Origin of the sequence: Cloacibacillus sp., from assembly GCA_036655895.1 — a bacterium.
Lineage (GTDB): Bacteria > Synergistota > Synergistia > Synergistales > Synergistaceae > JAVVPF01.
The window spans coordinates 39,322-60,668 of record JAVVPF010000011.1 but is presented as its reverse complement, the minus strand read 5'-3'; the positions used below and the strand labels follow the sequence as shown (position 1 = coordinate 60,668).

The following is a 21,347-nucleotide window of genomic DNA, read 5'->3' as shown; positions in this document are numbered from 1 at the left end:
ATTTTGTATCGATCCAATCTCACACTGCCATACTCTATAGTATACAAAGGCAGGCTAAAAAAAATGCAAAAAGCATAGCCCACGGTTTTTGATAAAATCGTGGGCTACGCTTAAGTTTCTTTGTCCAGCTGGACAGAAAATTGCTACTTTGCGGAATTTACAGGAGCTTCCATCACCTGGGAGCTTTTTGCAGTGGCGCAGGCCGCTTTCTCGGACGCTTCATTTTTATAATGCCCCTTGAGCATTATATATGAAGATGCCGCCTGAAGGATAACTACTAAGGCCGCCGGCGCCGCAGCCAGCGTTACCACCATCCTCAGTCCGTCTATCTTAGCGAAGGTTATAACGATCCATGCGATGAACCCCATTAAAATGCCCCATGCCAGCTTTATAGGAGCGGGCGCCTCTTCACCTTCCTGAACCGCGTCCTGCTTCGTGCACATAAGAGCTACTGTCGAGGTCATTGAATCCGCCGCAGTTGAAAACGAGAGCACGATGACTACGAAGAAGATAGGTACCATGATTTTTGCCAGCGGCAGGAAATTCAAGAACGCGAACATTGCCGCTTCTACTCCTGAATCATTCAGTATCTTTGCGATGCCCAACTTTTGTACTATCTCCATGTGCATGGCCGTGCCTCCGAAGAAGGTGAACCATATAGCGCCGAATGCGGCTGGAAGGAGCATGTTCATAACCACAAATTCTCTTACAGTGCGTCCATAAGCCATCCTAGCCAAGAACATGCCTGTGACTGGAGCCCATGCGTACCATATCGCGAAAAAGAATAGGGTCCAGTAACGGGGAAACGGATCTCCGCTGACAGGTGCCAAGAAAAGATGGCGGCTGAAAAATGTCTCGATATAACTTGCGAATGCTTCCAAGCCGATGTTTATATTAAAAATAGTAGGTCCGACTATCATCACAAAGCCAAGCAGGAAAAAGAAGAGTTTACCGTTGATATCGCTGAGGATGCGTATTCCCTTGTTGATGCCTGTATAGCTGGAAATAGTGTAGATGACTACCATGATAAGCGAGATTATGCCCCAGCTCAACCTTGAGGACGGAATGCCAAACTGTGAGTCCAGACCGCTTGCAACCTGCAGAACGCCTTCGCCAAGGGAGGTCACAACGCCACCGACAAGCGCGAAGATGATGAAAGCGTCAAGTATCTCTCCGCCTTTACCGCGCACCCTGTCTCCAAAAATAGGAATGAAGGCGGAGCTGATTGTCTTAGGTTCCTTCAAATTGTAGAAGGCATAAGCGCAGGAAATGCCGCATACGCAGTACATCGCATAAGGTGTGAATGTCCATTCAAGAAAAATCTGTGCAAGCGAAAAACGTGCCGCGGCTTCAGAAAATGGCGCAATGCCAAACGATTTCGGGGGATCTTGGAACTGCATGATAGGTTCAGCCACTCCCCAGAATACAATCCCTATCGCTATACCAGCGCAGAGCGTCATAGCAAACCAGTTCCAGTAAGTGAACTCCGGCTTTGCGTCGTTGCCTCCGAATTTTATATCTCCGTAGCGCGAACAGGCAAGATAAATCGTGAGAAGACAAATGACGAGCGCGGCGGAGGCGTAAAGCCAGCCGAACTTGTCGAGTGCCATGTTGAACATGTTAGACATTACCTCGACAGTATGCGCTTCGTTCTGCATACCGGCGACTAGACTAAATATTGCGGCTATTATCAGCAGGATAAATGGTGGAAAAAATGCAAACGGCCTTATAGACTTCATTTCATATTCCTCCTCTATCAAACTTTCTATGATACATGCAGAAATAAAGTAAGAATTACTTTTTAGTGATGTTTCTATACCCTGAATCCATAATTGCAGCGATTTCAGCGTCGACAGATTCACTAAGCGGCTGAGGCTTATATTCTGCTACGATCTCCAGCACCTTTTTATGGGCACGCTCACCCATAGAGAAGGAACCGCCCTTGGACCAGTTGTCAAAAGTCATGTAATCTCCGAGGTCGCTGCGCCAACCCTCTTTTGCAGCCTTTCTGGTGGAAGCGCATCTTAGGTAATTGCCGTTGAAGCCGGCCTGCTTGATTTCATCAACGGAGAGCGTTGACTCGCTGATCTCCACGCCAGCCATCACTTCTTTTGTTCTTGCGATGATGTCGTCGGAGATAAGAAGCAGTTCAAGTGAATAGCTGAGGCCAAAATCCAGATAGCCTACGTCATGGGTCAGATTGCATCCCTGTAGCGCCGCCATCTGAATGAACTGCGTCGCTTCCTCGACCGCCTGTTCGTCGCATATTTTTGAGCATCCGTCGCCGGCCTCTCCCCAGCAGGGCAGATTATAGTAATGCGCCATGGCGCACATTCCGCTCTGTATCTGTATCGCTAGTGGAAGCGCGTAGCAACACTGGAGCGTCCTCATATCCATTGGTGAATTTCCGAAGCCGTAAACGAAGGGAGCTCCAGGATTGACAAGCTGATGGATGACCATGCCAAAAAGGCATTCAGCGTTGTTGAGTACCACCGTGCCGGCGGCTGATATCGGCGTAGTTGCGCCCGCCATGCTGCCCGCCGCGTAGTTCGTTGGAACGCTGTACCTTGCGCAGAGCATCAGTTTGTCAATAGCTTCATACGAGTGCAGCAGAGGCGACGTCGGTTCGTTGTAGACGACCGCATAAGGTTTGTGCTTGAGCGCCTCTGCGCTTCCCCTTACTGCAATATACATTTTGAAAATGTCTTCAAGGTCGCCCGCGTTATCGGCCACCACTACATGCGGCTTGATGGAGTTATTGATCATAGCGCGATACTGTTCTCGAGTGTTCATTTCGAATGGAATATCGGACATAATTCCCATCGACATAATAAAGTCGATATTTGGGAGGTAGTCGCAGATTTTTACCGCATTCTCGACATCATTTTTTGTCCACAGCTTTCTTCCTCGGCTTTCAAAATCAAGAAGGTTTACTGTGTCTGAGCCGCTTCCGTAATAAACATTTCTGCCTTCAAGGTACATGGCAGGTTCCCCGTTTCTGTCAAAGAGCGTTACGCGAGACGGAAGCCGCTTTAAGGCGTCCTCAACGAGAGAGGCGCTCAGATAGACCTTCTCCCCATCAACTGTTGCGCCAGCTTTCTTTAACAATTCTCTTGCTTCTTCGTGCTTCAGGAGCATTCCTTGTTCTTGAAGAACACGGCAGCTTGCTGCATGCACCTGTGCCGCCTCATCCGCGCCAAATGCCTGATAAGATGAATCTTTGCTGTAATACCTTTTTCCGATGTACATGAAAATAGCCCCCTTGATAAGTTTATGATTAGTGCGTTAAAAAATTTTATTGATATTATTTAAATCAGCGCAGTGTTCGTAAACTTCATTTATATGATGATGTAGCAGTTCCTGCGCCGCCTTTGTTTTTTTGTCACGAATAAGAAGGACAAGTTGATGATGCTCGTCCAGTCCCTTTGTCATGTATTCTTCCTCTGCGGCGCAAAGCATAAGCCGCTGGAGTTTTTCCAGTGTCTTTACAAGCTGCTCGTATATGATCCTGTTGCCGCCAAGCTCGGCCAAATAAATATGGAATTGACTGTCCCGCTCAACCTTTTCCGGCTTCTTTGCAAAACGAGGGGGTTCATTCTCGTAGTAAAGTCTGTCTTTGTACGAGAGACTGTCTAAATGAGCTAATTCATCCGCATGGATCCTTTCAATAGCTTTTAAAAGGCAGGTGTTTTCAAGGATGTATCGATATTCATGCATCTCCTGAATATCATCCAGAGAGATTTCGCTGACACAATATCCCCTGCGTGGAAAAACAGTTACCAGGCCGTCGTACGAAAGACGTAACAAAGCCTGTCTGACTGGAGTTTTGCTTGTCTCAAATTTTTCTGCAAGAAATGATTCAGTGAGAAATTCTCTGGGCTTAAGACGGAGCCATAGAATATCCTGCTTAAGAGAAAGATAAATGTCTTCGAATAAGATTGACTCATGATTGTTTGTCATTGCCTGTCACCTCATGAAATCTTACAAATATTTTACTAATATCTTTATGATATATTACAGATATCTTAGCAAACATCTCAGATAAAGCAAGTGTCTTTTTGAATTTATGTATATACGGAAATATTTTTTGCGTTATAGTTGATATTATTAAGTGGATTATGTTTGAATCGTTAAATAATTAACCAATTTTGAGTTTTGGAGAAAATAGTAAAGTGCGCAAGCCGCCCCGAACTCATGCATGCGCTTTTTTATTAATATGTATGACGTAGTGGGGAAAGCAAGCGGCATTGATATGCTGTTTCTGACAAACGGCGGTCTTTCATCGCTTACGTGGAACACGCGAAATCACATGGGCATAGGCGCAAAAGAGCCGCTACTACTTTATAGACATATTATGACGAATGCTGCATTAAAATAATTTAGAAATGGCGCGAGCCTGGGAGATGTGTTCCAGAACTTCGCTTATGTGATGGTGCAGAACTATCTGAGCTTTTTCTAATTCTTTGTTTGCAATATGTCTTACCAGCTGATGATGCTCCTCGCAGCCTCTAAACATATAGTTTTTTTCTGCGACAAAATACATTATGCGTTGGAGTTTTTCAAGGGTATCAGTCAGCTGTTTAAGCAATATTCTATTTCCAGTCATTTCAGCAAGGTAAAAATGAAAGGCGTTGTTTGACATTGCCTCTTTTGAAAAATGGGGTACTTCTTCTGTGTAGTAGCGATCTTTTTCTGCCAGCGCGTCAAGATGCTCCAGCTGTTCCTGTGTAGCGTTCTTTACCGCGTAGACCAGATTGGCATTTTCAAGTATGTAGCGGTATTGATGCATGTCACGCATATCAGTAAGAGAAACGTCCGTTACCATGTATCCTTTTCTTGGAAAGATACTGACGAGTTCGTCCCTGACGAGCATTGAAAGTGCCTCGCGTATAGGCGTTTTGCTAGTTTTGTAAATATCCGCCAACAGAGATTCGGTCAGCATAGTTTTTGGCTTTAAACGAAGCCAGAGAATATCCTGTTTTAGTGATATATAAATATCATTTACCATACTTTTTCCTCGGTCTGATTGCATTCAATTCATCTCCATTTGAAAATATGATACACAATAAAATGTTTTCTGGATAGCCTTATGTCCGATAAATTGTTAATTTTGCGAGGTACCGCAGGTGATGAGGCTTTGGAATTACTTGGAATGTTGAAAATCTTGTCTGCTGTTTGGATGTTATCTGCAAAAAAATTACGGCAATTTGCGGGTGATAAAATTTTTACCTATTGCATCCCAGGCTCCTTTTGCATTCATTTTACCCCCACATGATAAATTGATGTTGTTAGCGAAAATCAATGATTCAAAATTTAAATTTAAACGTATGGAGGTAGTTGTTAATGTCAATAGCTCAGATTCAGCAGTACATGGTAGACGGAGAAGGAGACGCGGCGGTAGCTCTCGTCAACGAGCTTCTCGCAAAGGGAACACCGGCACAGGATATCATGACCGGTCTCACAGATGAAATGGGAGAACTTGGAAAGAAGTTTGAAAACTTTGAAGTCTTCCTTCCCGACCTTATGATCGCGGGCGACGCGTTCATGCAGATCATGGATGTTCTCAAAGAGCACCTTGTTGCAGCCCCTGGCGACAAGAAGGCTGCTACAGTCATCATTGGTACAGTAAAGGGCGACTATCACGACATCGGTAAGAATATCGTGGGTATAGTCCTTCAGGCAAACGGCTTCAACGTCATCGACCTTGGTGCAGACGTAGACCCCGTCGCTTACCTTGACGCGGCGCGCAAAGAAAAGGCCGATGTTGTTGGACTGTCCGCTCTTATGACAACCACAATGCCTGGACAGGAAGAATTTATAAAAATGATCAAAGACTCTGGCGATAATGGCAAATACCTTGTGTGCGTCGGCGGCGCGCCGACCTCTGTCGAATGGGCGGAGCGTATCGGAGCCGATGTGTGGTCATTTGACGCGTTTGAATGCGCGGCAAAACTGAAAAAGCTTCTTGGCTAATTTAAACAGGATAACGGAGGAATAATAATGTCAACATTCAGAATGTGGGAAGTATTTGCAAAGGCTGATAACGGCCCCTTCTACAAAGATCAGAGCGAGTGGATGATCAAGAGCTTCATTCCTAATATGAAGAGGGTCATCAAAGAGCATGATATCAAATATGATGGCAAAACAATAGTTAACTGCGACGACGCTCTGGCCGACAGAGTGTGGGAAGCTGCAAAAGATTTCTTTGTTTCCGTTGGCGTTTATAACCAGGATACCCACCGCGTAATGAAGTTTACAGAACGCGAAGTCAACGAAGTGCTTTACACAAAGCGCCCGAAGTACATGATCGGCGCAGGCCATGATCAGCGTTGGCTCCAGGTTCGCGGAATAGAAGATAAAGAGCGCCGTCCCTTCCATCTCTTCAGCCCCGACGCCAACTTCAGCACCGATATCCATAAGAAGGCCTGCATGGCTTACCTGAAGGAACCCCTTCTTGACGGTCTATGCGCACCTCTGCTTGAAGACTTCATGGGCCGCAAGGCTACGTCACAGAGCCCGACCGAAGTTGCAGCCGCTATGGAACATGCGATGAACTTAAGAGACGCGCAGCGCCTCGTTGGACGCCCTGACGTTTGGACTGTTTCTGTTGGTACGGCGGAATCAGCGCAGGCTCAGATCGCAGCCGGAAACCCAGAATGGGGAGTACGTCAGTCACACCTTGACGGCCGCATGGTCTCTATCCTTACAGAAATGACCACCAACAATGCGATGCTCAATAAGTCCCTCCATTACCGTTCATACGGCAACGTATTCGGCAACCTTTGCGGAGCCATCTACGGCGGCCATGCCGGCGGCACTGAAGGTACACTGATCCTCCAAACGGCCTATAACATCGAAGGCGCATGCCTCTACGGTTCATGCTGGGCACTGAATTTCCCCTTCCATCTGAAGTGGCAGTCAACGACGACAAGGGAACTTCTCTGGCTCCAGAGTGTGCTGAGCCAGGCGATGTCACGCAATTCAAACCTTATCTTCCTCAACAACCTCTTTGCAAACGCCGGCCCCGCCACAGAGCAGCTCTACTGGGAATGCGCGAACCACGCGATCGCCACAGAGTCTTCCGGCGGAAATCCGTGGGGCGCAGCCACCTGCCGCAATAAGTTCACCGACATGGCGACCCCGCTTGAGGGACGTTTCTATCATGAGACATCTGAAGCGTCATTCAAGATGCGTCTTACAAGAGCTCAGGCAAATGAAATATGCCAGAAGCTTATGGAGAAGTATGAGAAACTTATTCCTATCGATAACTACGGCAAGACGATACAGGAAGTGTACGACATGGAGAAACTTGCGCCGCGTCAGGAGTTCCTCGATCAGTACAACCGTATGAGAGACGAACTCAATAAGCTGGGTGTAGAGTACGCATATTAATATAAACTGAAGATCCATGCAAAGGGAGGAGTCGTCTCTTTGCATGGTCTTTTCTTATATCTGCCAAATTTCAGTAACTAAAAAATTATTGGATGGGGTGAATTCATGAACGGAAAAGAAAGAGTTTTGAAAGCTCTACGTTTTGAAGAGGTGGATAGAGTCCCGTGGGTGCCCTTTACAGGGGTACATGTCGCAAAATTGATCGGTTCAGACGCAGAAATATTGCTTAAGGATGAAGACGTACTGGTCGAGGCTGTAATGACTGCCGCGGAGCGCTATAACGCGGACGGCGTATGTTCGGCGTTCGACCTTCAGGCCGAAGCCGAGGTCCTTAGCTGCACGTTGAACTGGTGCAAAAATAACCCACCCGCAGTGACGGGACATGTTCTCTCACAGGGTAAGACGCTGGAAGATCTTCCTGAGTTTACGAAGGACAAGGGACGTCTGCCTATGTTCTTTGCGGCTACCAGAAAACTTGTGGAAAAAATAGGCGATGAGAAGGCCGTTTTTGCCCTCTGCTGTGGTCCGTTTACTTTGGCGCTCCATCTGCGCGGTTCCGCCTTCATTATGGATATGATGAAAAAACCCGACGAAGCGCACAAAGTCCTCAAATACTGCGCTGAGATCACAAGACGCATGGGCGAATGGTACATGGAGACCGGGGCTCATGTAATAGCTGTCGTCGATCCCATGACAAGCCAGATAGCCCCTAAACATTTCGAGGCTTTTGTCGCTCCCTATGTAAAACCCGTCATTGACGAAGTGCATGGTAAAGGCGGAATCGTTACCCTCTTCTGCTGCGGTAACGCTACGAAGAACATCGAACTTATGATGAAGAGCGCGCCCGACGCCATAGCGTTTGACGAGCAGGTCGATCTTCAGCATGTAAAGGATCTTGCCGATAAGTACCATGTGGCGTTTGAAGGCAACATCCCGCTTACCACTACGCTTCTTTTCGGGTCCCCGCTTGAGTGCGTTGAAGATATCAAGAAGAGGGTAGAGATCGGCGGCAAGAGAGGCTACATACTCTCTCCCGGATGCGACCTTCCGTACGACACGCCCTTCTACAATCTCGAAGCTATCGGAAACTATATGGCGAAGGGTGAAGAACCGCTCAAGACCTCAGGATTCCTGTCTCTGGAAGAGGCCCTCAATCAGGCTGAAGAATCAGGCGAGCTCATTGAAGATGTCAAGATCGAACCTGGAAAGGTCTTTATCGAAATAGTAACGCTTGACTCAGAAGGCTGTGCCCCCTGCCAGTACATGTGCGAGGCAGTTAAGAATGTGGCGCCGATTTACGGCGATAAGCTGGTATGGAGAGAATCTCTCATCAAAAGCGCCGCAGGAATCAAACGCACAATGGCTCTTGGCGTTGCGACGCTGCCTACTCTTTTGATAAACAATGAAGTCGTTTTCGATAATATAACGCCGACTCCTGACGCTCTTATTAAAGAAATCGAAAAAAGGATGTAACCAGCCAACACAATAGTTATATGAACCAGGCTGTATCAGTTGCAGTACGGGGGAAGGCGTCTTAAGAACGCAGCCGCCTTCCCTTGTTATGTATCATGCTTTTTTGTCTGTCACTTTAAATACCACTTTCAGCACCAAAACATCTCAGATATTTTATGCCTCATTAAATTAATTGGTTTCACAGAAACATATTTAAATAGAGGGGTTGAATTATCATGGATCACGGTAACAGCAAAACAAGGCCCAGTTTCGCAATTGCTTTGGTAACTTTTGTCATCATCGCAGCAATAATCAGTTTTGGTCTTCTTGGACTAAAATTGGACGCACACGTACCCATCGCCCTCGCAGCAACCGTTGCGGCTCTCGTCGGAAAATTTATTGTAGGTATTACTTGGGAAGATATGGAGATTGCTATTTGCAACGCGATATCGTCCTCAATAGGAGCGCTGCTCATCCTTATAGCGATAGGTATGCTTGTAGGTTCATGGGTGCAGGCCGGAGTCGTGCCAGGGCTTATTTATTATGGATTTGATGTCCTTTCTCCCGGCATTTTTCTGACAGCTTCGTTGATTATCTGTTCGATAATTTCTGTAGCAACAGGGTCTTCATGGGGCGTAGGCGGTACGGTCGGAGTCGCTCTCATCGGCATAGCGGCCGGTCTTGGCATCCCAGCTCCGCTTACAGCCGGAGTCATCATCTCTGGAGCATACTTTGGAGATAAAATGTCCCCCCTTTCGGATACGACCAATCTGGCCCCGGCCGTTTCCGGTTCAAATCTTTTTGACCATATCCAGGCGATGATGTGGACCACCATTCCAACTTACGTAATCGTGGTGATTATTACAATAGTGCTGGGATTTGGATACGCCACCGATTCCGCGTCTTCTTTCGACGCAAGCCGCATAGAGGCATTCCAGAAAATAATCGCCGCCGAGTTTTCCATCAACCCGCTGTATGTAGCTGTTCCTCCGATAATAGTCCTGGTTCTGGCCGTCATGAAATGCCCGGCCCTCCCGAGCATGATAGCGGGTACTGCGGCGGCCTCAGGACTTGCGATGCTTCAGGGAAAGAGCCTTGCGGACGCCCTTGGCGCGATCCATTACGGCTACGAATCCACGGTAGCTACAAAACTCTCAGAGGCGGCCACAGAGGGACTGCCAGCACTGATGAATGAACTGGGCATAGCAGGCGTCACGCCGCAGGCGGCGCATGAAGTCAGCTCTCTTGTCACGGAACTCCTCAACAGAGGCGGCCTGGACAGTATGATGTGGTCACTTTCTCTTATCATGATCGCCCTTGTTCTTGGCGGAGTTATGGAAAGCTGCCATTATCTGGATGTTCTTCTTAACCCGCTGCTCTACAGAGTCCGTACAGTCGGCGGTTTCGTAACGCTTGTCGTCTCCTCCTGCTTCGTCAGCAACGTCTTCCTCGGTGACCAGTACCTTGCGATAGTGGTTCCCGGCCGCATGTTCAAAACGGCCGTCGCCAGAACGGAGCTCTCTCCGAGGATGCTTTCCAGAACGTTGGAAGACTGTGGAACTATGACGGCGGTCCTTGTCCCCTGGACTGGGTGCGGAGCGTTCCAATCTGGAGCCCTAGGCGTTCCGACCCTTTCGTACGCGCCGTATTGTTTCCTCAATTATCTAAACCCGTTCGTTGCTATAATCATCTCCTACCTTGGCATAGGGAATTATTGGGGCAAGGATAAGGCCGACAAAATTGAGAAGCGTACAGCTTTGGTCTTCCCACCTGAGGAGGCCGACGCAACAGCCTAACGCGGAGATTGGATAGACAAATACACGCTAGGTTTTAAATATTTAAATTCAAACTGGGACGGAGAAGATATAAATCATCTTCGTCCCTTGTTGAAATTTGAAAGGATGGCTGCCTATATGTACACCAACATCAAACATTCTTTGGAGATAGTTGCGCGCGACAAGAAGGTCATATCTCCGTGTTCACGTTCTCCGTACTATCCCTTTGCCGTTCGGTCCGGTTCAGGCGCGCTGCTGAAAGACGCTGATGGCAATCAATATATAGATTTCTCCGCCGGTGCAGCCTCTCTTAACACAGGAACATGCCATCCTAAAATTGTAGAGGCAATAAAAAAACAGGCGGATGAACTGCTTTGTTATACCATCGGGTATATGTATGAAGAATCCGCGGTAGAGCTTGCCGAAAAACTTGTCAATATCACGCCAGGCGGCTTTACTAAGAAGGTCGCGTATGGACTTTCCGGTTCGGACTCCATTGACGGAGCTGTAAAATTTGCCAGAAAATTCACGGGACGCAGTGAAATAATCTCATTTGAAACCGCCTATCATGGCAGCACCTACGGAGCGCTTTCAGCTTCCGCAATATGTCTTGGCATGAGGCGAGGCATCGGCCCCATGCTGCCTGGTTTCCACCACTTTTCCTACCCTCAGTGCGCGCGCTGCCAGTGGAAAGAAGAGCCGCACACGTGTCAGCTTCACTGCCTGAAAGAGATAGAACACGCCTTCGCGCTTTATCTTCCTCCAGAAGAGGTTGCGGCCGTTCTCTTTGAGCCGATCGGAGGCGACGTCGGCATAGCCGTTCCCGCGAAACGCTATGTGGAAGCGCTTGCCGAGCTTTGCCGCAGGCACGGCATACTGCTTGTCTCAGACGAAGTACAGCAGGGAATGGGACGCACCGGAAAATGGTTTGCCATAGAACATTTCGGTGTGGAGCCGGATATGATAGCCGTTTCAAAATCTCTTGCGTCGGGCATGCCGCTCAGCGCCATCATCATGCGTGAAGAAATAGCCGATTCCCTGACAGACCCAGGACACTGTTTCACGCTTGCCGCAAACGCCGTTTGCTGCCGCGCCGCCCTTGCCACCATAGAAGTGATAGAAGATGAGGGACTTATTGCAAGAAGCCGTCTTCTGGGACAAAAAATAATGGAGCGCCTTGAAGAGATGAAGCGTGACATCCCTGAACTTGGAGAGACCAGAGGGCTTGGACTCACCATCGGTCAGGATATAATAAAGACGGACGGTTCTCCTGACAGGAACGCCTGCGCAAAAATCTGCTATCGCTGCTGGCAGAGAGGCCTCATCCTGACATTTCTCAGCGACAACGTACTGAGGATCCAGCCTCCGCTTGTTATCTCCGACGAGGAGGCCGAGAGAGGGCTTATAATAATAGCAGAGGCCATCAGCGACTACAGAAACGGCCTTATAGGAGACGAAGTGCTCGAGTTTGCAAAGGGATGGTCATAATGGAATCTTCGGAAAAGGTAACAATAAAATTTCTTCCAGACGGAATTGAGGCCACAGCGCCAAAAGGCCGGATGCTCTTTGATGTCGCGGCATCAGCCGGTGTAAAAATAGACCGCCACTGCGGTGGAGCCGGGGTGTGCGGCAAATGTCGCGTCATGGTCAAAGACAAAGATATTCTTGGGCAAATAACGGAGACAGAGAAAAACTTCTTTTCGAGTGATGAGGTTGAGGCCGGCATCCGTCTCTCCTGTTGTTCTGCCGTGCAAAAAAGCGGCACAGTCTATGTAGTAGACAGAGCTGCGTCAGACGGCCACCGCATACTGGAGGGCTTTTCAGGGAGCATCTCCGAATGGAGGCCTGACTCTGCAGGCTACGGCATATCCGTTGACATTGGCACAACGACGGTAGTCTGCTGTCTCTATGACCTTAACGAACATAAAGAGACCGACAAAATTTCATTTCTGAATCCTCAGGTGACCTTTGGCGACGATGTCATCTCAAGGATAGCCTACTCTTCGTCCGAACAGGGCGCTCTTGAACGCATACAAAAAATTATAACGGACGATATGAATAAAGCAGTTGGGACGCTTGTTCATAGAAACGGTATCAAACGCTGCGCCGTCACAGAAATCGTTATCGCAGCCAACACCGTAATGGAACACCTCTTTGTCGGCGTCTCTCCCGAAAGCATCGGCAGGAGCCCCTATGCACCAGCCTTTTCGCTTTACCCGCCCTTTAAGGCGTCTCAGATAGGCATAGAAATAAGCGAAAACGGAACTATCAAAATGCTGCCGAATGTGGCGGGCTATGTCGGAGCGGACATAGTAGCTGGAGTCGCAGCGCTTGATATAGACGCCTCAAATGAAATAAGGCTGCTAGTCGATATAGGGACAAATAACGAGATAGTCATCGGCAACGCGCAGGCGCTATACTGCTGTGCTACGGCCGCGGGGCCGGCCCTTGAAGGCGCGCGCATACAATATGGCATGAGGGCGAGCCTAGGCGCGATAGAAAAGGTCACGTTCAAAGATGGACAGCTTTGCTGCGAGACGATAGGGGATGTCCCGCCCACAGGACTCTGTGGCTCAGGACTCATCGACGCAGTGGCCCTTTTGGTCAATACCGGCGTCATCAACAAAGGCGGCCGCTTTGAATATCCTGAAAAATGCACGGACACCCGCTTTAAAGACAGGCTGGGACGCAATAAAAACGGAATGGTGCAGCTGCTCCTCACCGACGAGGAAAACCCCGTCTATCTTACCCAAAAGGACATAAGAGAGGTACAGCTTGCAGTAAGCGCCGTAAAGGTCGGCGTAGAGGTAATGCTGGAAAAGGCCGGCATCACAACGGAGGAGGTCTCCGAGGTCTGCCTTGCTGGCGCCTTCGGCAATCATATCAACATCGAAAGCGCAGTCCGCGTCGGGCTTATTCCAGACGTAGACAGTACAAAAATCCGCGGAGTCAGTAACACGTCGGGATTGGGCGCCTCAATGGCCCTTGCCTCCGTTGATTTTTATGAGCGCACAAAAAAGACGGCGGCAAAAATGTCGTATATCGAACTGTCTTCCCTTTCAGATTTTCAGGACCGCTTCATTAAAGCGATGACCTTCTGATGGCTGTGAATAAAATGGAAAAAAAACTGAAGAAAATAAAAATCTGCCAGTCAGTCTACGGTAATGACCTTTGTACAATGGATGAAAGCAGCCTCATGGACGTAGATTTGCACGCCCTGGAAAATTTTTACATGGAAAAAGGCGAGAAGCACCAGAAATCCCTCTCCAAATTCATGAACTTTTGGGAACAAGACGGGTATGAAAAACTCTTCAACCCAAGCGCTAGGATACTTTCTTTCACAAAAGACGAGGCCATAAATATATTTGGCAAAGGCTTCATGGAAGTTAATGAGAGCGTTGACCGCATAGTCATGTCCGTATGGACCATAGGAGGCACCCTAGAACAATCTGGAAGCGCCCTAATGTCCACTACCGGAAGTCTAATGACAGGTTACCTTCTTGATGTCACAGGCTCCATTGCGCTCTATGAGATGCACGCTATGCTTATAGAATGGATACAATCCAAAATAGCGCTTCCGGCGAACCGTTACATCAACGGAGAATTTTATCCCGGCATGGGAAGCATGCGACAGGATCTGATGGAAAAAGTAGTCAGCGTCGGCGACACGGAACGTTTGATAGGAGTCTCTGCCAGTGGAAATTCGCTGCTTCGCCCACGAAAATCACAATGCTCCTTCTTGTCGCTGGGATCCGCCGAGAACGCTGTACTAGTAAGAGAAGAACCGTGCCATCCGTGCAGCGGCAAAAAATGTCTCTATTACCAGCTTGGAGGCTGTCACATGCTGGAAAGCAAAAAAGGCCTGCCGGATAATTTAATAAGCAGCGAGAGATAAGCGCGCCAAGACAATCCGCAAATCGCCGCTCAGTCCTTAACTGAGCGGCGATTTGCGCTGTTATGCGGCAGCATACTTATTTTCTGAAAAATTTAGTTATTTACCAGATTATGATTTTATCCTTCTTTATAAAATCATTTATGCAAGATGTTATGGCCTCATACTGTCCCTTCTGACTCAATTATCTGCGCAATAAAAAAGAAATTCTATTATATGCTTTTTTTATTTTATAAAAACACATATTTATTACCTTTTTACACGTATTTTATATCACTTTATTATTCTTGTTTTATTAAGGATAGTTATTTTGATGCTACCTGTTTTAATTGATATTTATTCTGGGAGGTTTGTGGTGATGTCAATAACAACGGTTCGTCAGTATATGGTTGACGGAGAGGGCGATGAGGCTGTAACGCTTGTAAAACAGCTTATTGCTGATGGCACAGAGGCTCGAGATATTATGAACGGGCTTACGGACGAGATGGGGATACTTGGTAAGAAATTTGAGAACTTTGAAGTTTTCCTGCCGGACCTCATGATTGCTGGCGATGCCTTTATGCAAATAATGGAGGTCCTTAAGGGACATCTGATAGCCAATGCTGATGATAAAGCCGCGAAGAGAGTCATCATCGGTACGGTCAAGGGCGACTATCACGACATAGGTAAAAACATTGTAGGGATAGTGTTGCAGGCCAATGGCTTCGAAGTTATTGATCTTGGAGCTGACGTTGACCCAGTTGCTTATCTGGAAGCAGCGCGGAAAGAAAAGGCGGATGTCGTCGGGCTTTCGGCTCTAATGACAACGACGATGCCAGGGCAGGAAGAATTTATCAAGATGGTTGCTGAAGCAGGAGATAAGGGCAAGTATCTCGTCTGTGTAGGCGGAGCTCCTACTTCCATCGAATGGGCAAAACGCATCGGCGCTGATGTATGGTCATTTGACGCCTTTGAATGTGCCGCGAAATTAAAAGAAATCCTTGGCTAACGCTTTCAATTCGTTACTAGCATCAGGGAATATTATTTGTATTTGATTGGGAGGAAAATATAAATGTCTACGTTCAGAATGTGGGAAGTTTTTGATAAAGCACAGACAGGGCCTTTTTGCAAAGACCAGAATACGTATACCATCACCCGCTTTATTCCAGAAATGAAGAGAGTTATAAAGAAATACAACATCGTATGGGATAAAAAAAGCGCAGTGAATATGGACGACACTATGGCGGATGCTGTATGGAATGCAGCAAAAGAGTTTTTTATCAGCGTGGGAGTATATAACCAGGACACGCACCGCGTCATGGAGTTTACAGAAGAAGAAGTCGATGAAATCCTTGGCACCTGCCAGCCTCGCTATATGGTTGGCGCCGGTCATGACCAGCGTGCAATAGGCGCCAGAAAGGTTGAAGATAAAGAGACCCGCCCGTTCTTTCTCTTCAGCCCTGACATGAGCTACAGTTCCGATATACATAAAAAGGCATGCATGGCATATCTTAAAGAACCCTTAATTGACGGACTTTGCGCCCCGCTGTTGGAGGATTTTATGGGCGTTAAAATACGCTCAAACTCCCCGTCGGAGGTTGCTGGAGCGATGGAGCATGCCATGAATCTTCGTGATGCGATGCGCCTTGTCGGTAAGCCCGATATCTATTCAGTGTCAGTTGGCACGGCAGAGAGTGACCAAGCCCAAATCGCCGCGGCCAACAAGGAATGGGGGGTTCGTCCGTCACACTATGACGGCCGAATGGTTTCAATACTTACAGAGTTGACGACCAATGATGCGATGCTCAATAAATCATTCCACTATCGCGCCTATGGGAATGTCTTTGGTAACCTGTGCGGCGCAATATATGGCGGTTATGCCGGCGGAGTAGAAGCCACAGCCATACTCCAGACGGTATATAACATTCAAGGCGCTTGTCTTTATGGGGCACAGTGGAGCCTTTGCTTCCCATTCCACATGAAGTGGCAGACCAATACTGGTAAAGAAATGTTGTGGATCCTTTCCGCAAATTCACAGGCCGTTGCTCGCAATTCAAACCTGATCTTCCTTGAAAGCCTGTTTGCAAATGCGGGGCCAGGCACAGATTTAGTTTATTATGAGGCCGCCGCCCACGCACTGACCGTTGAGACTTCGGGAGCGAACATTTGGGGAGCGGGCACCTGCCGCAATAAATTCTGCGACATGGCGACCCCGCTTGAGTCACGCATGTTCCATGAAACAGCGCTTGCCTCTTTTAAGAACCGTATGACGAGAGAAGAGGCTAACGACATTGCACTTAAACTTCTTGAAAAATATGAAAAACATATCCCTGAAGATCACTATGGTTACAAGATCCAGGAAGTGTATGACATGGATAAAGTGACGGTGCGCCCTGAATTCACGGCCCAATATAAGAAAATAAAAGAGGAGCTCAAAGCGCTTGGAGTGAAGTACGCCTATTGATCTATAAATAAACTAGAAATTTTCGGAGAGAGATATCTCTCTTCGAAAATTTATTCTTGATTTGGCACTGTAGACTTAATTCATGATTCTAACAGGATGGTGAAATAATATGTCGGATATCTTAGCGGAAAATAAGAGAACCAGCGGATTCTTTGGTATGGTTGAGAGGATCGGAAATAAAATCCCTCATACCCTTACATTATTCATCTATCTCACAATATGTTTGATTATATTATCTATTTTGTACGCGGTTGCCGGTATAAGAGTAATACACCCTGTCTCAGGTGAGACCATTGCTCCCATTAACCTGTTCAGTAAAGATGGATTAATGCTTTTTTTGACGGCGTTCACGTCCAGCTTTCAAAAGTTTCCAATACTTGGAATAACGATCACTGTTGGCCTGGGGATGGGATTGTGTGACGCAAGCGGTACCTTCTCGGCCATTATCAAACTACTCTTTAAACGAGTTAATAACTCGTGGCTCGCCTTTTCTGTCACATTTGTCGGAGTGTTTATGTGCAGTCTAGACGGCAGCGTTTCTATGATCATCGTCCCAGCGCTTGCAGCCGCGATATACAAGGCAGCTGGCAAGAATCCACTCATAGGTCTTTTCTGTGGCTACGCTGCCGCATGTTCCGGCGCGGCGCTAGAGTTTGTTCCTGCTTTTTGGCAGGTCTGCCTTACTCCGATGACGGTCAAAGCTGCCCAACTATATGACCCCAACTTTACAATGCCTCTTATGAGCGATTACTACGCTGTGCTTTTTAGCTCCTCTGTATTGGTTTTGGTCACAACATTTGTAACTATAAAATTTGTAGCTCCACGATTTGCAGTCTACAATGAGGCGGACGCGGAGGAGGGGTTCGTTAGCGCAGAGGCAGAACTGACAGATACGGAGCGTTGCGCGGCAAAAAAAGCTATCATGGGTGTCGCCGTGTATTTTGCACTTATCTTTGTAGCCTGCATCCCCGCAAGTAGCTTTTTTAGGGCGCCAAGCGGCTCTCTTGTTATAGATGCGCCGTTTATGTGGTCTATGGAAAACTTGCTTGTATTCTTCTTCTTTATTCCTGGTTATATCTATGCGAAAAATACGGGGCAAGCAAAGACCATCGGAGAAATGGCGGAGTTAACCGCTAAAGGGGCATACTTTATTTTGCCTGTTTTGATCATATTTGTAGCCATAGCCCTCTTCTTGGCGTTCTTCCAACTGTCCAATCTGGGGCCGATTATCTCGATACAAATTGCGGACACACTGAAGAGCCTCGCTGTTCCTCCTCAGGTGACTGTTGCGACCATTTTCATATTTGTTGCTCTCGTTGGAGTTTTCATCACAAGCGGAAGCTCAAAATACATTATATTTGCTCCGATTTTCATTCCGCTCCTAATGCAGTTTAACATCCATCCTGCGTTTGGTCAGTATATTATGAGAATGGCAGATGTGTGTGGGAATAATATTTCGCCGCTTATGGCCTTCTTCCCTGTTGTTGTTGTAATGGCACAGAAATATGATAGAAAAGTCGGAGTGGGAACAATGTTCTCCGCGATGCTTCCCTATACTATCTCCTATGTAGTAATTCTTCTGACTATTGTTTTATTGTGGATGACATTGGATTTGCCGCTTGGGCTTGCTGGTGGACGAGTATGGCTGTGAAGGGGAATGCCGTTATGAAAATCGAGACAATAGAAAAAATGATGGATGAGTTTATCTTTTCTCATAAAGCCGAAATCGTTGAGGTAAGCGATTACATTGGAAGGCATCCGGAAATATCCTCTCAGGAATTTGCCACAAGTCAAAAATTGGCGAAAATACTCAGTGATGATGGTTTTGAGGTCGAGTATCCATTTCTAGGGATCCCGACGGCCTTCAAAGCTGTTAAGAAAAACGGCGTTGGAGCTAAAATAGCCATAATGGCGGAGTATGACGCGCTTCCAGAGATAGGACATGCTTGTGGGCATAATCTTCATGGAACGATGTCTGTGTATGCAGCGATGGCGCTCTCACGAGCGCTAGATTCTGTACCTGGCGAAGTGCATCTCATTGGAACGCCTGCAGAAGAATGCGAGGCAGAGAAGGTTCGCATGTGCGAGGAAGGTGTGTTTGACGATTACGACCTCGCTATAATGTTTCACTCTTTCAGCAATATAACCGGCGTAGATTATAAATGTCTAGCCATGGACGGTTATACCTTTGAATTTAGAGGGCGCACCTCTCATGCCTCTGCCAGCCCATGGCTTGGACACAGCGCACAAAATGGCCTAAGGCTTTTTATGGATGCCATAGATATGATGCGGTTTTCGCTGCGAGATGGCAGCAGGATTCACGGTATCGTAACAAAAATTAGCGGTGCTACAAATATTGTCCCAGATTATGCCTCGTGTCGTATTGAATTTCGAGGTACAAAAAGATTCTTGGTCAACCAGATGTTAAGCGACATAGAGCTGTGTGCAAAGGGAGCGGCTATGGCCACAAAGACCAGTGTGCAGTGGGAGAAATTCATGTACAGTTGTGATGATATGCTTCCTAACGCAAAAGCCGAAAATCTTGCAGAAGAGATATTGAATGAATTGGGCGTCAAATGTTCGCCATTCCCGGCGGATGCTCTTGGTTCGACTGATGTTGGGAATGTTTCTTATCGTTGTCCCACATTACAGCCCTATCTAAAAATAATTAGCCAAAAATTAGATTTACATACTAAAGAATTTGCCGAAAGCATGTTTACAGAAGAGGCGCATCAATCTCTTATAACTGGTGTGCGTGCTCTAGCAAGAATCTCTCTGCGCGTCATGGCAGACGAAAAGCTCCGGGCTCAGATTTATGAAGATTTTAAAAACAATCTGAAAGACGCTGGGTAAGGAGGGGCACGGCATAGTGGTTGTAAGCATTTTATCTCACAGAGTTTGTTGTCTTTGCAGCGAATACTGAACAGGGGGGAAAAATATGGACAACGTAATTATGAAATTTATCCTTGCTTTCTCGGGGTGGATATGGGGCGATCCGATGCTCTATATTCTTGGTTTAGGCGGAGTATTTTTGATGGTGCGCCTCGGATTTATCCAGATTCGTTATTTTAAATATATCTGGAGCCAGACACTGGGTAAAATATTTGATAAATCCACGGATGAAAGCGCCGCAGGGACGCTAAAACCGATTCAGGCTCTTTCAACGGCTCTAGCTAACACTGTGGGCGCGGGAAACATCGTAGGCGTTGGACTCGCTATTGCTTGGGGCGGTCCAGGAGCAGTCTTCTGGATGTGGCTGCTTGGAATTATTGGAATGAGCACTAAATTTGCGGAGGCCGTTCTTGGGCAGAAGTACAGGACGCGGAACGAGAAGGGTGATTATGTCGGCGGGGCTCAGTATTTCTTAAGCGGCGGTCTGCGAAAATATCACCTTGGATGGCTCGGCGCATTTTACGCCTGCGCCTTGGTTGGTCAGTGTTTTGCGGACTGTATGGTGCAGTGTAATGCTATAGTTGGTTCTCTTAACGAGGCATTTGGGTTGAATATTTATGTGGCAGGCGCTGTTATCACGCTAACAGCAGGAGTTTGTCTTTTCGGTGAAGTCAAACGTATCGGTGCTATTGCAGAGAAACTTGTACCTACAATGGCCGGGCTATATATTCTTGCTACAATAATAGTGGTTGTCTGCAATCTGGGTAAACTTCCTGGAGTTATCTCTTTGATATTCACCTATGCCTTTACTCCTATTGCGGCGGTGGGTGGTTTTGCTGGAGCTACATTAGCTACCACTATGCGCTGGGGGATTGCAAGAGGCGCTTATTCGAATCAGGCAGGCGATGGAACTGCGGCGGTCGCGCACGCTACCGCTATAACAGACCATCCTGTTCGTCAGGGTTTTTATGCCGTGATGGAAGTATTCCTTGATACGATAGTAGTCTGCTCCTGCACCGCTTTTGCGATATTGATTTCTGGTGTCTGGACCGCGCCTGACGTGGCTGAAAAAGCCTCTGTGCTGACGACGGTTGCCTTCTCCTCTCAATGGGGTTTCTTCGGCAAAGTGCTCGTTGCTGTCAGTCTTACATTGTTTGCATGGACAAGTATCCTGGCATACGCATGGTATGGTGAAAAACAGGCTGAATTCCTCGGCGGCTATAAATTCTCCGTATTTATGCGCTGTGTTTTTATAGGCTGTATATTTGCTGGAACGTTCTGGAATGCGGAACTGTTATGGCCGTTTATGGATCTATTCTTTGCGTTTATGATACTTCCAAGTATGTTGGGTGTTGTGCTCATGAATGGAGAAGTCGTAGCTCTTGTAAAAGAATTTTTCAACACGCCCGGTAAGTACTACCTGAAAGATATCGACTCGGGCAAATAGAGCCGTATCTAGTTGCACCACTATAATACAGTGTGTCTGAGGTTTTGAGCTCTC

General features: G+C 47.2%; 16 protein-coding genes. 12 read left to right on the top strand and 4 right to left on the bottom strand.

Translation table 11 applies throughout. The features are described 5' to 3' along the window. Positions 1–143 precede the first annotated feature (143 nt). The 4 genes from RRY12_05170 to RRY12_05155 all read right to left on the bottom strand — a co-directional run bounded on the left by RRY12_05170 (position 144) and on the right by RRY12_05155 (position 5,008). Complete coding sequence (locus tag RRY12_05170) at positions 144–1,739, bottom strand: BCCT family transporter (protein ID MEG2184045.1); 1,596 nt, start codon at positions 1,737–1,739, stop codon at positions 144–146. A 55-nt stretch (positions 1,740–1,794) separates the two neighbouring features. Further along, the gene (locus RRY12_05165) at positions 1,795–3,249 is read right to left on the bottom strand and encodes a trimethylamine methyltransferase family protein (GenBank protein ID MEG2184044.1); all 1,455 of its coding nucleotides are present in this window, start codon (positions 3,247–3,249) and stop codon (positions 1,795–1,797) included. 36 nt (positions 3,250–3,285) lie between these two features. Further along, positions 3,286–3,960 (bottom strand): GntR family transcriptional regulator, encoded by a 675-nt coding sequence (locus RRY12_05160; protein ID MEG2184043.1) that lies wholly within the window; start codon positions 3,958–3,960, stop codon positions 3,286–3,288. 409 nt (positions 3,961–4,369) lie between these two features. Continuing rightward, complete coding sequence (locus tag RRY12_05155) at positions 4,370–5,008, bottom strand: GntR family transcriptional regulator (GenBank protein MEG2184042.1); 639 nt, start codon at positions 5,006–5,008, stop codon at positions 4,370–4,372. A 335-nt stretch (positions 5,009–5,343) separates the two neighbouring features. Here RRY12_05155 and RRY12_05150 point away from each other — a divergent pair, with 335 nt between their 5' ends. From RRY12_05150 to RRY12_05095, 12 genes are all read left to right on the top strand, one after another. Beyond that, positions 5,344–5,973 (top strand): corrinoid protein, encoded by a 630-nt coding sequence (locus RRY12_05150; GenBank protein MEG2184041.1) that lies wholly within the window; start codon positions 5,344–5,346, stop codon positions 5,971–5,973. Between the two features lie 27 nt (positions 5,974–6,000). Beyond that, on the top strand, positions 6,001–7,392 hold the full coding sequence (locus tag RRY12_05145; GenBank protein MEG2184040.1) for a monomethylamine:corrinoid methyltransferase: 1,392 nt from the start codon (positions 6,001–6,003) through the stop codon (positions 7,390–7,392). Between the two features lie 105 nt (positions 7,393–7,497). Next, positions 7,498–8,865 carry a uroporphyrinogen decarboxylase family protein gene (locus RRY12_05140; protein ID MEG2184039.1) on the top strand — a complete coding sequence of 456 codons (1,368 nt, stop codon included), beginning with the start codon at positions 7,498–7,500 and terminating at the stop codon, positions 8,863–8,865. Positions 8,866–9,080: 215 nt separating this feature from the next. Then, entirely contained in the window at positions 9,081–10,640 is a 1,560-nt protein-coding gene (nhaC, locus tag RRY12_05135) for a Na+/H+ antiporter NhaC (GenBank protein ID MEG2184038.1), read from the top strand. A gap of 117 nt (positions 10,641–10,757) precedes the next feature. Then, entirely contained in the window at positions 10,758–12,107 is a 1,350-nt protein-coding gene (locus tag RRY12_05130; GenBank protein ID MEG2184037.1) for an aminotransferase class III-fold pyridoxal phosphate-dependent enzyme, read from the top strand. Further along, positions 12,107–13,720, top strand: a complete 1,614-nt coding sequence (locus RRY12_05125; protein ID MEG2184036.1) for an ASKHA domain-containing protein — start codon at positions 12,107–12,109, stop codon at positions 13,718–13,720. The genes RRY12_05130 and RRY12_05125 overlap by 1 nt, the downstream gene beginning before the upstream one ends. Beyond that, positions 13,720–14,514 (top strand): hypothetical protein, encoded by a 795-nt coding sequence (locus RRY12_05120; GenBank protein ID MEG2184035.1) that lies wholly within the window; start codon positions 13,720–13,722, stop codon positions 14,512–14,514. The genes RRY12_05125 and RRY12_05120 overlap by 1 nt, the downstream gene beginning before the upstream one ends. Positions 14,515–14,869: 355 nt before the next feature. Then, complete coding sequence (locus RRY12_05115) at positions 14,870–15,499, top strand: corrinoid protein (protein MEG2184034.1); 630 nt, start codon at positions 14,870–14,872, stop codon at positions 15,497–15,499. A gap of 63 nt (positions 15,500–15,562) precedes the next feature. Then, a complete protein-coding gene (locus RRY12_05110; GenBank protein ID MEG2184033.1) occupies positions 15,563–16,954 on the top strand; it encodes a monomethylamine:corrinoid methyltransferase in 1,392 nt (463 codons plus the stop codon). 109 nt (positions 16,955–17,063) lie between these two features. Continuing rightward, positions 17,064–18,605 (top strand): AbgT family transporter, encoded by a 1,542-nt coding sequence (locus RRY12_05105; protein ID MEG2184032.1) that lies wholly within the window; start codon positions 17,064–17,066, stop codon positions 18,603–18,605. A 14-nt stretch (positions 18,606–18,619) separates the two neighbouring features. Further along, complete coding sequence (locus RRY12_05100) at positions 18,620–19,807, top strand: M20 family metallopeptidase (protein MEG2184031.1); 1,188 nt, start codon at positions 18,620–18,622, stop codon at positions 19,805–19,807. Positions 19,808–19,892: 85 nt separating this feature from the next. Continuing rightward, positions 19,893–21,293, top strand: coding sequence for a sodium:alanine symporter family protein (locus tag RRY12_05095; GenBank protein ID MEG2184030.1), 1,401 nt, complete (start codon positions 19,893–19,895; stop codon positions 21,291–21,293). Positions 21,294–21,347: the final 54 nt, after the last annotated feature.

Excerpts from the sequence above, each read along its gene's own strand:
- RRY12_05160 (MEG2184043.1), bottom strand. The coding sequence starts at position 3,960 with ATGACAAACAATCATGAGTCAATCTTATTCGAAGACATTTATCTTTCT.
- RRY12_05130 (MEG2184037.1), top strand. The coding sequence starts at position 10,758 with ATGTACACCAACATCAAACATTCTTTGGAGATAGTTGCGCGCGACAAG.
- RRY12_05170 (MEG2184045.1), bottom strand. The coding sequence starts at position 1,739 with ATGAAGTCTATAAGGCCGTTTGCATTTTTTCCACCATTTATCCTGCTG.
- RRY12_05100 (MEG2184031.1), top strand. The coding sequence starts at position 18,620 with ATGAAAATCGAGACAATAGAAAAAATGATGGATGAGTTTATCTTTTCT.
- RRY12_05140 (MEG2184039.1), top strand. The coding sequence starts at position 7,498 with ATGAACGGAAAAGAAAGAGTTTTGAAAGCTCTACGTTTTGAAGAGGTG.
- RRY12_05105 (MEG2184032.1), top strand. The coding sequence starts at position 17,064 with ATGTCGGATATCTTAGCGGAAAATAAGAGAACCAGCGGATTCTTTGGT.
- RRY12_05125 (MEG2184036.1), top strand. The coding sequence starts at position 12,107 with ATGGAATCTTCGGAAAAGGTAACAATAAAATTTCTTCCAGACGGAATT.
- RRY12_05155 (MEG2184042.1), bottom strand. The coding sequence starts at position 5,008 with ATGGTAAATGATATTTATATATCACTAAAACAGGATATTCTCTGGCTT.
- RRY12_05095 (MEG2184030.1), top strand. The coding sequence starts at position 19,893 with ATGGACAACGTAATTATGAAATTTATCCTTGCTTTCTCGGGGTGGATA.
- RRY12_05145 (MEG2184040.1), top strand. The coding sequence starts at position 6,001 with ATGTCAACATTCAGAATGTGGGAAGTATTTGCAAAGGCTGATAACGGC.
- RRY12_05120 (MEG2184035.1), top strand. The coding sequence starts at position 13,720 with ATGGCTGTGAATAAAATGGAAAAAAAACTGAAGAAAATAAAAATCTGC.
- RRY12_05115 (MEG2184034.1), top strand. The coding sequence starts at position 14,870 with ATGTCAATAACAACGGTTCGTCAGTATATGGTTGACGGAGAGGGCGAT.
- RRY12_05110 (MEG2184033.1), top strand. The coding sequence starts at position 15,563 with ATGTCTACGTTCAGAATGTGGGAAGTTTTTGATAAAGCACAGACAGGG.
- RRY12_05165 (MEG2184044.1), bottom strand. The coding sequence starts at position 3,249 with ATGTACATCGGAAAAAGGTATTACAGCAAAGATTCATCTTATCAGGCA.
- nhaC (MEG2184038.1), top strand. The coding sequence starts at position 9,081 with ATGGATCACGGTAACAGCAAAACAAGGCCCAGTTTCGCAATTGCTTTG.
- RRY12_05150 (MEG2184041.1), top strand. The coding sequence starts at position 5,344 with ATGTCAATAGCTCAGATTCAGCAGTACATGGTAGACGGAGAAGGAGAC.